This is a genomic window from Agarivorans sp. 1_MG-2023 (genome assembly GCF_030548385.1).
In the GTDB taxonomy this organism is placed as follows: Bacteria; Pseudomonadota; Gammaproteobacteria; order Enterobacterales; family Celerinatantimonadaceae; genus Agarivorans.
Window position 1 is genome coordinate 1 of sequence record NZ_JAUOSJ010000002.1, and the last position, 12568, is coordinate 12568.

The following is a 12568-nucleotide window of genomic DNA, read 5'->3' on the forward strand; positions in this document are numbered from 1 at the left end:
TTTGAAATCACCGTACCGGAAGTGAACTGCATTGTGGATATCGTGAAACAGGTGCTGGGTAACCAAGGTGGCGTACGTATGACTGGTGGTGGCTTTGGTGGTTGTATTGTGGCGCTTATGCCGCCTCAATTGGTCGATGAGGTATGCCAAGCAGTGGAGCAGCAATACCAAACTGTGACCGGTTTAAAAGAGAGTATTTACGTGTGTAAGGCGATGCCAGGTGCTGGTGCAATAAATTAAGCCTCTTGCAGCGAACATTCAGCAGATAAAAGCTCGGCCTTGTGCCGGGCTTTTTTATTGCAGCTAATTTCGCCTTAAAGCTCTTTCTGTGCACAATCCCTAGTAGATATAACGAGCTAAAAAAAAGAGGAGCAAGCTCCTCTTTGTTGTTGCCTAAATCAGACTTCAGTCTTTGGTTTTGCCAAAGCGGCGTTGGTACATATTGCCATTTACCCGTTTAGCGGCGTCTACCATTGGTTGGTAGGGAACATCAGTAATGCCAACAAAACCTACGTTGTAGTTCTCGCCGTCAAACGAGCGACCGGTGATAGGGGAGTCAATGTACTGGAACCAATGCGCGCCCACAAAGTAAGGGTTATCAATCACCGAGTTAAGGTAATCTTCAAACATCTCTCCACGCTCGGTTTGATCGTTCGCGGTGACTAGTCCGGCATGGTAGAAGCCTTCTTTAACGCCAATATGGAACTCGCCAATAATGCTTGGCATATCTACTTCGGCTAAGAACTTCCAAGGTTCAGGGTGCAAACCTTCTTTGTAGTAGTTGTAACTAACAACGTCTACATGTTTGGCTGCGGCCCTCACTACCTCAGGGTTGCACCCCCAGTCGGCAAAGCGAGCGCCTAGGTATAAGTGATTTGGGAGTTGTGCTTTTAACGACTCATTCACCACCTTGAAGTACTCGCTGGCGTAGAGTTCTAATAACATAGAGTAGTCGTTAAGCTGAGCCTCGTTATGGCCAAGGTCGGTGAGACCCGCAGCCACATCTTCCCAAGAGCTAATATCGCTTTGCCAAGCTTGGTTGAGCTTATCAATGCTGCTGTATTTGTCTTTTAAGGCTTGAGTGAACACCGCTTTAGTTGGGCTATCTTGGTCGCTGCGACCCAAGGTATGGGTGGCGATGCCATAATGGCTTTTCACCGTGTCCATGCGGCCCCAGCTCTTTTCATTGTCGATGAAGATACCTACACACCAAGGTGAACCTTTTATCTCGGCGTTAACTTGGCTAACGGTGGCTTCGGCGCGCTCTCTAAACACTGGGTCGAATGGGTCGGGTAAAGGCGCCCAAAAGTCATCGCCGCTGGTGACGGTTTTAAACTCACCAATGATCCAGCCATTGGCAAAATAAGGGATTTTTTTATTATCGTAAAACTCTGGTGCTGTCCAATTACCCAAGCAAGAGAAGCCCCAGTTGAGCATGCGATCCATGGTTACTTCGCGCCATTTGGCCATGTAGTCTTGGCCATCTTGCCCGTATTTACGCTGTAAGTTTGCCGAGTAAAAGCTAAAGATCTCACCGCGATCTACTGGTCCTTCAAACAGCTCTCGCATGTAGCTGTAATGTTCCGCCAATGGGTCATCGTAATCTGGCAGCCACTCAAAAAAGTCTCTACGGGTTTGGTTCGCGACAAAGGCTGAATCAAAGGCTTGCTGGCTAATTTCCAATTTTTCTTTTGAGTCTTCAGGTGTCACATCATCGTTGCTGCGCGCTGCAACAGTAGAATGGTCGTAATCTACGCCGGTAATGGTAAATGAGTTAGCTAGGCGAATAATATCTAAGCCGGTGGCAAAGTAAGGGTAGCCATCTGGGTCAACCAAAGACCATTTACCCTCAATTTTTTCGGCGCGGAAGTAACCGCTAGCATCCAATTGCGGGCCGCCAGTAAAACCGCCAAAGCGAGAGCGTTGCGGCATGGCACCTTGTTCTAAACTTTTAAGTTCAGCGGCAGTGACAGAGAGCAACTGTTCTTCAGAATGAATTTTCTCTGCGGTGTCCACCGCAGCATTTTGACCAAACTTATCTAAGCAGCCTTTAAGAAAGTCGGGATTGCTATCGGGGGTGAGAATTACTCTAAAGTTGTCTAATACCAGTTGGTGATCGATTAAGGTGCCATGAATACTCAGTTCAATTTTAGCCACTGCACTGAGGTCTATATTCATTTCTCCCCACATCCAGGTGGCGTAGTGAAATGGCGTATCCCAAGAGGCAGGGTTAGAGCGAAAGCCCGATTGATAATTAAGGCCACCTTTAAGGTATTTGCCTTTTAATTCATTAAGGTAGGTTTTACATGAGTTGCCTTGTACGTTAATACTGCGACTATGCATTTGCCCCTGTTTATCAAAGATGTTGATGAATATTTGCGTAGAACGTTTGCCTAGGTTTGTAGCATCAAATGCAAAACAAAAGTGGGGTAGCTGGCTCCAATCAAATGGCTGTTCTGGCTCAATAAAAATAGAGGTGTAGAAGTTCTCTTTACTGTGTGTACTAACTTTTAGTGCTTGCTGGCCAGCGGTAACGCCTTGTCCGCTGCTAACAAGCTCGGCGTCTACGTTACTGAAGCTAAACGCTGAAGGGATTTGATCGGCAAAATCATAAATTAAAATCGATGTTTCGTGCTCAGAGATAACGCGAGCATCCTCAGCCGATAAGCGTGTATTCATTACTTCTCCTCGTAATATAAGCAAGCTACTGCTCGGCCTAAGGTGGTCACTAAACCACAAGATTAAACAATAATAAGCGCTAGGCTCGTCACTGTTAAGGCTGAGGTGCTGCCGTTAAAGCGAATTAAAATTATCTGAGTCTATTAATTGCTTTTACGGCCTTTGTGTCAACCAAATTGTATAAATTGGATAACCAATTTTAGTAATATGTGAACCAAGGCACGACTTGGTTTTTCACACCGAGTCGCTTGAGTTGTTTTCGCTACTGATAGGCTTTATTAGGCGCGCGTTGCAGGCGAATCTTGGGTTAGTTATTTCAGTGGTGTGTTGAGAAAAGCGGATGCCAGATAAGTCGAAAGAGCGCTTAGCTTATTTAAGCTAAGCATCTTCATATGCCCTAAGTAGATTTAGAACTAGGTGCTAAAGAGGGACTCTAGATACAAGGTATTACAGTGCAGTTAATGGAATTTTGATCACGGCTTTTCGTACCTTCATCGGCGCTGATACTGCGCAAAGTGGGCGATGAACTTCATTTGGGAAAAATACGGCAAAATCACCTTTTGCGAGATGTACCAATTGCTCGTTACTGGCTCGCTCAAAAAAAGCGACATCATTTTCTAGCTCGGTTAAGCGCAGAGCGTCTTCGGCCAGTTCGTGGGTATAGCCAATGTTTTCCTCACCTTCTAGAACCACTTGAATATCAAGATACTGCTTGTGGATCTCGGCTTTACGTTTTTCAAAGGGTTCGGTTTCAGGGGACATCAGTAATACAAAAACTGATTCATCCGATAAGGTATATTTTCCATCGGGTTGTTGCTGAGCAATGGCCATTGCCTCATCAATCCACTTAGGAAAAGACGGGTTTACATAACTCACTAAAGAGAGCTTGTTTACGTTTCCAAATAACATCTTACTACTTCCTGTTGTTTAAATTTTTGGTTTAAGGGGATAAAGCTGACTGTTTGGCTGCTAAGGGCGTTACATTGTTATGTGGTCTTAACGCGCTGAGCAAACGTCATAAACAGGAGGCAAGCGCTCCTGTTTATGACGTTGAGTGGCTTGTAGTGAATCTTTTGCAATAGTGTACTTAGTGCGTTACTACAAGAATTTGAAGCGCTGGTTAGTCGCGCCAGTGCAGGCCCATTGCCTAATTTGTCCACCATTTGCGTTTGAACTATTGGCGACCTCTAAGCATTTTCCGCTTTGCTTATTTCTAATTTCAAAAGTATTACTGCCCTTGTCTTCTAGGCTCCATGTTTGATTAGAGTTGGCGTGATTACATATCCATTGCTGCACCTTAGCGCCGTTTGCCGAGCTGCCAGACGCAAGCTCCATACAAAGCTGACTTACCTTGGCATTAATGCTGTATTGATTGTTGGCTATTTTAGTAAACTTGAACCGTTGATTGTTGTTGCCCGTGTTACACGAATACTGCTGGTAAGTACTGCCATTCCATAAGGCGCCATTGATGACATCAACACAACGATTGCTGTGTGCCAGTTGTAAATTGGTGTAACCACTCGGTGGCGTAATATCGCCAGTAGGTGGGGTAGTGGAACCACCCGTTGGTTTGTATACGCGGATCCAATCTACATACATCTTGTTTTTATCACTGTCGGCTAAATCTGCATCAGTGGCGATGTGGCCTGCTTCAGAGCGCCAAGAGTGGTCTTCAGTATCAATAATAATGAAGGCTTCTTGATCCATGTTGTAGCGGCTCTTATCAAGAATTGCACCGGTGTAATCTTTGTCTTTCATTACCACTTGGCTCCAAGCGCCTTTTGTGGTTTTTTGACCATCGATGTAAAAAGTAACGTCTGTTGGACTCTTCCAATACACACCAAAGCGGTGGAAACCGTCACGCCAGTAGTTTCCCCAAGTGGGCGTGAAGTGAGTCTGGTCGTTGTAATCATTTTTTATCGAGTTGTCGTTATTACGGAAGAAAACATGAAAGTTGGTCGACATGTTCTTGGCATACCAATCTTGGCGAGCGCCACCGTATACCTCTAATACATCTATTTCACGCTGGTCGTTTTCGCTTAACAACCAGAAGTTGGAAGAAAGCTCTAAGTTACTCACCTTGATACTGGCTTCTAAAAAGATGGGGTATTTTACTTTGGTTTTAGAGGTGATGACCCCTGCGTTTACTTTGTTGGTGCCCTGGCGACGCGAAGCACTAATGATGAGGTTGCCGTCACCAACCCACGATTCATCGCTCGACCAGTGAGTAAGGCCTGGGCCTGTCCAGCTATGAAAGTAACTGTCTTTCCATTTGCCGGTAAACGTGCTGTTTTTGCCTGAATAGTTAAAAGAGTCAGAATAGTTTTGTTGTAACTCCCAAGATTGTCCTGCGTCTAGTTCGGCAGGAATGGGGATGTTATCCCAATCAGCAGCTGTTGCATTTATTGCTAAGCCAATACCACACGCCATTAAGATTGAATGTTTGGTGAATCCTTTCATTGTTTATCTCCCTGGTTAAAGTGCAAGCAAATATCGCATGCTTATTAACCTATTTTTGTGATTTGGTCGATCAATTTTATGTTTTTGTTAACCTTTTGTTGTGGGTGTGAGCTAAACAAGGTTTTGTTGATGGCAGCGGACATTAAACATGAGGGCTTAAAAGCAAAAAGGCCTTGGTATTACTACCAAGGCAAAGTGCTAACAATTGTCAAAAAGGAATAGAAATTCTTACTGGTAGTTCAAGTAAATGGTTTTCTTTTGCAGGTAACCCTCCAATCCGTACTTGCCGTCTTCGCCGCCAATACCACTGCGTTTAAAGCCAGTGTGGAAGCCGTTTAGTAGTTCTCCGTTCGGGCGGTTTACGTATATTTCGCCCACTTCTAACTGATTTACTACTTGCATGATTTTGCGCATGTCATTGGTATATACATAACCAGACAAACCCAAATCAATATCGTTAGCGTATTGCAACGCTTGTTCAAGGCTATCGATAGGCATGGCTGCGACTATTGGGCCAAACACCTCTTGCTTCATAATGTCCATGTCATTGGTAACATTGGTCACCACGGTAGGTTCAAACCAATAGCCTTTAGTAAACTCTTGGCCAGCTGGCTTGCTGCCACCACAGGCGATTGTTGCGCCGTCGGCCTTCGCTTTTGCGATCATTTCAACGAGCTTTTCTACTTCGCGAGCATTAACTTTTGGCCCTACATTAGTGCCTTCAAGCATGGGATCGCCAACCTTAAGTTGTTTAACTTTGGCAATGAATTTATCCATGAACTCAGCGTAAATGCTCTGATGGATGTACATACGCTCATTGGAGGTACAAATTTGGCCGCAGTTGCCAAAGCCAGAGTTAACTGCAATCTCAACCACTTCATCTACGTTGGCGTCGTCCAACACAATGAAAGGAGCTTTGCCGCCTAGCTCTAAATTCAATGCGGTGATGTTCTCTGATGCAGAGCGGTACAAAATAGAGCCCACTTCAGAGCTACCGGTTAAGGTCACAAGCTTGGTGATAGGGTTACGAACCAATTCGTCACCCACTTCGCCGCCTAAACCTGAGACAATGTTTACCACCCCTTTAGGGAAGCCAACTTGTGCAATCAACTTAGAAAATTCTAATACAGTTAGCGGCGTATCTGCTGGCGGCATTACTACCATGGTATTGCCAGTGACTAAAGCGTTGCCGAGTTTACGAGCTGCCAGTGCGAGAGGGTAGTTCCAGGCTAATAAACCTACGGTTACACCAAATGGAACACGCTGGATCCAAATTTGCTCATCTTGGTTTTCGCTAGTAACTATTTCGCCTTCGATACGTCTTGCTGATTCTGCTGCGTAGCGCAAAAAGCCTACTGAACCAGCCACTTCACCGCGAGCATCGCTAAGTAACTTACCTTGCTCTTGAGTTAACATTACAGCGTAGCGTTCTGCGTCGGCTTCTAGGGCATCGGCTAGCGCGCTAACTAAGTCTGCTCTTGCTTGAGCGGGTAAGCTGGCCCATTCTTTTTGGGCTAACTCAGATGAACGTAAAGCTTGTGCTGCTTCTTCGCGGCTGGCTTGTGGTGCATAACCTACTACTTGCTCATTAGTAGGGTTAACAACTTCGATGGTGTTGCCAGTTGCGGATACTCGCCACTCGCCATCAATAAACATTTTGTGTGAAACTGTGTTCATCTAACGTCCTTTAGATTGTTAGTTGAATTAATCTGGTAAACCAATTTATGTATTTAAGCTTAACTGGTTAACCTTTTCAGTGATGAGAGTCACATCTTGCTTCAATGGCCCACTTGCCCTGCCGAGATTTGATAAGTATTTTTGAAATATCATGTGTTTAATGTAGATTTTTGTATTAGTAGTACAATTTCGGACAAAATGAGACCTGAGTAGATAAGGTTGACTACAAGTTTGGGCTAAAAGGCGGTACTATTCCGGATTCGGTCTAGAACTTAGTTGAATTGATTTACCAAAAACTAAGTGGTTTAAATTTTTTTCAAAGGTTAAATTGCATTATGGCTAAGATGGATACCAAGCGACGCTATTACGATATTGGCGTTCAAATCGAAGAGCTGTTGTTTTCTGGAGTTTTTAAAGCGGGCGAGCGACTGCCATCGGAGCGAGAGCTAAGCGAGCGCTTTGAAACTAGCCGGGCAACCATTCGCGAAGCGGTTATTATGCTTGAGTTGAAAGGTTTAGTTGTGGTGCGCCAAGGCGCGGGTATCTACTTTATCGATTCACCGGAAAAAGTCAGCAAACGCACCATTTTACCAAAAAGTGATGTGGGGCCGTTTGAACTACTGCAGGCTCGACAAATTATCGAGAGCAGTATTGCAGGGTTTGCTGCCACCCAGATTAAGTTTAATGAACTGCGTGAGTTAAAACGTGTTTTGCAGTTACAAGAAAGCGAAATTAACGGCGATAGTGAAAGGTTTGAAGAGCTTGATCAGCAGTTCCATAGCTTGATTGCTGAGTCCACTCAGAATCGAGTATTAATAAATCAAGCGGTAGACATGTGGAGTACGGTACGTACTACCAACCCTTTGTGGAATGAGCTAAATCACCAGTTTTTACATGAAGAGCGTTTACAGTCAATGTGGATTAACGACCACAAGCGTATTTTGTTAGCCTTGCAAAAGCGTTCGCCAGAAGATGCCAAACAAGCGGTATGGCAGCACATAGAAAACAGTAAGCAAGAGCTACTTAAAATCGCCAGCTCAGATAATAGCGACACGGATTTAGACGATTACTTCTTTGCGATGGAGTTCGACAGTAACTTTACTGAAAGCCATTAAGCTAGCCCTGTTTAGATGAAGAAAGCCGCTAATCGTTAGCGGCTTTTTTTATGATTTTTTCTTGCGTCTAGCTAGGCAGCTGGCGCACCAGAACTGGCTTCTTCTTGTTCACTGGGGGCTGAATTCCCTTTGCTTTGGCCTACCAAGGTGCCTTCTATCTCTTCAATGGTTTTGTTTTTGGTTTCTGGGAGTAGTGGCCACAACAGTACTAAACCTATTAAGCCAAACATTGAATACATTAAGAAAGTATTGGCCGCGCCAAAGGTTGCTAGTTGCCAAGGGAAAAATTGTTGAATGAGGTAACTCGCGATACTGGTCACCAAAGCAAACATTGGGATTGCTACGCTACGTACTGAGTTGGGAAATATTTCCGAAAACAATACCCACATAATAGGGCCAATTGAGATATGAAAGGCGGCGATAAACGCCAAAATACCAATCAAAATCAGCATTGGGTTAACGCTAATGGCTGCTTCAATAATGTGCCCTTCGTTTAACCTTAAGGTGTTCGCGTCGTAGTTGCTGGCGAGCATTTCTTTAAAGCTTACGTCGTCTTCAAATTGCTTACCTATTTGCGCGGTGAGCGGGGTGGTATCAATCACTTCTTCCAGCTTATCGATAGTTTGTTGGTTAACGCTGTAAGTGGCATTGCTAAAACCATACCAGCAGGTTGCATGGCTTAATACTACGGCCACTAAACCCAGTATGAGTAGCGGCCTACGGCCTACTTTGTCGATAAAGAAAATCGCCAATACCGTAAATACAACGCTGGTTATACCAATATAAATGGCTTGCTGGAATGAGGCATTAAGACCAAAGCCAATTTGCTCAAATACCGTAGGCGCATAAAATAGAATGGCATTCATGCCGGTAATACCCTGTACCACAGCCATAATAAAACCAATGGCAAAAACGGTTTTCATGGGTGATGAAAACAACAGTTTAAGTTGCTGGGTAACGCTTTCGGTATCTTTATGCTCATTTAGGTTCTGTTGGATCTCTGCCTGTACTTCAATGGCCCGTTGCTGGGGCAGAATCTTGTTTAATACTACTAGCGCTTGATCATGTTGGCCTTTCATTGACAGCCAGCGTGGGGATTCAGGCACTCTAAATAACAAGATTACCCAAGCTAAAGCGGGAATAAGTTCCGAGGCCAACATTGTTCGCCAAATAGTGCTAGGCGAAAACAGCAGAGAGTTTTCACTGACATTAGTCACTAAATAGTAGTTAATAAAATAAGCGGCTAATAAGCCAATCACAATGTTGAATTGGTTAGCCGATACAAGCTTGCCGCGTTGTTTAGCGGGGGCAATTTCACCAATGTACATTGATGCGAGTGACAATGAGCTAAAGGCAAGGCCGCCAATAAAGCGAGCAATAGTCAGCATCATAAAGCTGGTTGCCATTGCCGACAGCAGTGCCGAGAACAAATACAACACTGCCACAATAATCAGTGTTTTCTTACGGCCTAAGGCATCGGCTGTTTTGCCTGCAAAAAACAACGCGATAATAGCGCCAAGGCTTGGCGCGCCTACAACCGTACCAATTTGAATGTCGCTAAGTGAAAACTCAGAGGCGATGTAGCGCACTGTGCCAGAGATAATGGCTGCATCTAGGCCGAATACAAAGCCGCCGATAGCAACGATTAACGCATATTTATAGGCATTCCATGTTTTTATGTCCATTTCTTATCCTCAAAGGGGTGATATTCGACAGCTATTTAAACACCTTTGGATAACCAATTTGGCGATCAAGATCGATATTGGTTGATCTTTATTTTAAATTGGTTGTTGTTTGTGAGGTTTATTAATGAATTTGTTGCTAATTAGCAAACATGAGAAAGTGGTGCTTGAGAAAAGAATAAAAAAACACCGCTGAGGACAGCGGTGTTTTATCGATAGAAGCGGGCTGAGTTAAACTTCGTAAGTGGAAATCTTATCCCAATCAAACTCTACGCCAACTCCCGGTGTATCTGGTGCAATAGCACGGTGATTATCTACGACTAATGGGCGCTTGGTATATTCATCAATCGGGAAGCTATGCACTTCTAACCAGCCAGAGTTGGGCTGTGATGATACCAAGCTAACGTGCAACTCCTGCATGCCATGAGAGCAAGCTGGAACGTTATGCTGGTTGGCTAAGCGAGCTGCTTTAAGCCAACCGGTAATACCACCACAATTGGACGCATCCGGTTGTGCAAATGACAGTTTAGCTCGCTCAAAGGCGTACTCGAATTCGTGAATGGTATGTAAATTTTCACCCATAGCCAGTGGAATACTAGTGGCGTCGGCAATCCGGCCATAACCAAGGTAGTCATCTGGAATGGTGGGTTCTTCGAACCAGGTAATGTCGTATTGCTCTACCGCTTTAGATAAGGCAATCGCTTGTTCAACTGTTAGCGAATAGTTGGCGTCGATCATAAAGGTAACATCACTGCCAATCAGCTCGCGTACCGCTTTAATCCGTGCAATATCTTCTTCGGCATTCTCGCGGCCAATTTTAATTTTTACCGCGTTGTAGCCCTTATCTAAGTAACCTTGAATATTGCCAAGTAACTTCTCTAAACTGAACTGTAAGTCGATACCCCCACAATACGCTTTACAGCTAGAGCCTTCGCCGCCAGCCATTTTCCATAGAGGTTGATTAAGGCGTTTTCCTTTGAGATCCCACAGCGCAATATCTACCGATGAAATAGCAAATGAGGCAATACCACCACGACCTACATAGTGAATGTGCCACTCCATGAAATCATAAATTTCATCAATTTGGCTGGCGTCTTTGCCGATAAGCGCAGGGCCTAGGTCATGTTCAACCATGGCTTTAATGGCATAACCACCTTTACCGCCAGTATAAGTATAACCGGTGCCTTGGCTGCCATCTTCTAAGGTAATGGTGGTGGTCACTAGCTCGAAATGGTCGTGGTCACCGTGTTTAGCGTCAGATAAGATCTCGGCAAGCGGGATCTTAAACAAACGTGTGTTAACAGACTTAATTGTTGTATTCATGGGTATTCTCTTAATCGGCTAGTTGCGCCACAATCTCTTTAACCAGTTTACCAATGGTATCCCAATCACCTTTATTTATAAGTGATTTATCCACCATCCAAGTACCGCCACAGGCTAATACACCTGGTAGGGCTAAATATTTTTCAATGTTGTTTTGATTAATGCCACCGGTAGGCATCACTTTAATGTTGGTGTAAGGACCTAGCAGTGATTTAAGCATAGCAATCCCGCCAGACGCTTCAGCCGGGAAGAACTTAACGGTATCCAGACCTAGTTCTAAGGCTTGCTCGACACCCGAGGGATTATTCACGCCCGGTACAATGGCAATGTTGTGTTTTTGACAGGCTTTTACTGTATTTGGGTTTAAACCAGGAGACACGATAAAGCTTGCGCCGGCTTCTTTAGCGGCTACCACTTGTTGCTCGTTTAAAATGGTACCGGCACCAATCAACATCTCTGGTTGGGCGGCTCGCAGTAAACGAATTGCTTCTTCGGCGGCTGCTGAGCGAAAAGTGATTTCGGCAACGGGCAAACCATTATTTGCGAGTTGTTCGCCTAGCGGAACAATGTCACTGGCCTTATCGATGGCAATAACTGGAATCACTTTGAATTTTTCTAGTAGTGCATTTAAATTTTCCATGGGTACATCCGTTTAGTCATTGTGAATTTAGTTAAGGTTCAAACGCTGTTCAACTTGCGCCAAAGTAGGAAGAGGAGCGACCGCGCCATAACCCGTAATAGTGATAGACGCTGTGGCATTGGCGTATTTTAAGCAATCTTGAATTTCTGCTCCGCGAACATAGTGAGTACAGAATGACCCAGCAAATGAGTCGCCGGCTGCGGTGGCGTCTACCGCGGTGACCTTGTGTGGTTTAATGCTAAAGCGAGCATGTTGGTCTGCCACAGTTGCCCCTTCAGAACCCTGTTTTAGCACCACAATTTTTGCCCCTAGTGTTAAGTAGTGGTCAATGATCTCATCTGCATGTGTTAGGCCTGTGAGTAGCTGGGCTTCATCAATGCTAGGGAAGCAGATGTCTACCTGTGAAATGGTTTCATTAATAATGGCTTTAGCGCGATTGAGCGACCATAACTTAAGGCGAAGGTTCGTGTCGTAGGAGACCAGAGTGTCTGTTTTGCGGGCCAGTTCTATTGCCGCAAATACCGCGTCGCAACTGGTATCGCTAATTGCTTGGGTAATTGCAGTGGTATGTAATAACTTAGCGTTAGCAATGGCTTCAACGGGTAACTGATGCTTGCTTATTCGGCTGGCAGCAGAGCCCTTCCTTAAGAAGGAAAAGTGATGACCTTCTTCGTTATGGGTAATAAAGTAAACGCCGGTATGCGCCGAGGCGTTGCTTTCTACTAAATCAAAAGCAACTGACTCGCGTTGCCAAAGCGCTTTAAACTGCTCACCAAATTCATCTGCGCCTAGGTGGGTAATCATGCCTACATTGGCACCTTGGCGCGCTGCAGCAATCGCAAAGTTAGAAACATCCCCACCAAAACCACTTAGAAAGTCAGGCTGCATCGCTTGAGACTGCTTAATCTGACTGAATTCATACATCGGCTCGCCAAAACTTAATATTTCGCTAAACATGACCTGTCCTATTTGATTGCTTAATAGAAGGGCTA

9 protein-coding genes and 1 pseudogene are annotated in these 12568 nt (G+C 44.7%); 2 read left to right on the top strand and 8 right to left on the bottom strand.

Translation table 11 applies throughout. The annotated features are described in order from the left end of the window. Positions 1-240, top strand: a pseudogene (locus Q4592_RS02085) (galactokinase); the annotation flags it as partial. A gap of 165 nt (positions 241-405) precedes the next feature. Here the strand turns inward: Q4592_RS02085 and Q4592_RS02090 are convergent. The 4 genes from Q4592_RS02090 to aldA all read right to left on the bottom strand — a co-directional run bounded on the left by Q4592_RS02090 (position 406) and on the right by aldA (position 6816). Continuing rightward, positions 406-2679 (bottom strand): beta-galactosidase, encoded by a 2274-nt coding sequence (locus Q4592_RS02090; RefSeq protein ID WP_303509149.1) that lies wholly within the window; start codon positions 2677-2679, stop codon positions 406-408. 447 nt (positions 2680-3126) lie between these two features. After that, positions 3127-3588 (bottom strand): YhcH/YjgK/YiaL family protein, encoded by a 462-nt coding sequence (locus Q4592_RS02095; RefSeq protein WP_303509151.1) that lies wholly within the window; start codon positions 3586-3588, stop codon positions 3127-3129. A 189-nt stretch (positions 3589-3777) separates the two neighbouring features. After that, the gene (locus Q4592_RS02100) at positions 3778-5139 is read right to left on the bottom strand and encodes an RICIN domain-containing protein (RefSeq protein WP_303509153.1); all 1362 of its coding nucleotides are present in this window, start codon (positions 5137-5139) and stop codon (positions 3778-3780) included. A gap of 228 nt (positions 5140-5367) precedes the next feature. Then, positions 5368-6816, bottom strand: a complete 1449-nt coding sequence (gene aldA, locus Q4592_RS02105; protein WP_303509156.1) for an aldehyde dehydrogenase — start codon at positions 6814-6816, stop codon at positions 5368-5370. Between the two features lie 335 nt (positions 6817-7151). Between aldA and Q4592_RS02110 the strand changes: the two genes are divergently transcribed. After that, complete coding sequence (locus tag Q4592_RS02110) at positions 7152-7931, top strand: FCD domain-containing protein (RefSeq protein ID WP_137672298.1); 780 nt, start codon at positions 7152-7154, stop codon at positions 7929-7931. 71 nt (positions 7932-8002) lie between these two features. On the opposite strand, the gene Q4592_RS02115 is transcribed toward Q4592_RS02110, so the two are convergent. From Q4592_RS02115 to Q4592_RS02130, 4 genes are all read right to left on the bottom strand, one after another. Then, positions 8003-9616: a sugar porter family MFS transporter gene (locus Q4592_RS02115; protein WP_303509164.1), complete on the bottom strand. Its 1614-nt coding sequence runs from the start codon at positions 9614-9616 to the stop codon at positions 8003-8005. A 228-nt stretch (positions 9617-9844) separates the two neighbouring features. Further along, positions 9845-10936: a 3,6-anhydro-alpha-L-galactonate cycloisomerase gene (locus tag Q4592_RS02120; RefSeq protein WP_137672296.1), complete on the bottom strand. Its 1092-nt coding sequence runs from the start codon at positions 10934-10936 to the stop codon at positions 9845-9847. A 10-nt stretch (positions 10937-10946) separates the two neighbouring features. Then, positions 10947-11576: a bifunctional 4-hydroxy-2-oxoglutarate aldolase/2-dehydro-3-deoxy-phosphogluconate aldolase gene (locus Q4592_RS02125; RefSeq protein ID WP_303509171.1), complete on the bottom strand. Its 630-nt coding sequence runs from the start codon at positions 11574-11576 to the stop codon at positions 10947-10949. Positions 11577-11603: 27 nt separating this feature from the next. Further along, positions 11604-12533 carry a sugar kinase gene (locus Q4592_RS02130; RefSeq protein WP_303509173.1) on the bottom strand — a complete coding sequence of 310 codons (930 nt, stop codon included), beginning with the start codon at positions 12531-12533 and terminating at the stop codon, positions 11604-11606. Positions 12534-12568 lie beyond the last annotated feature (35 nt).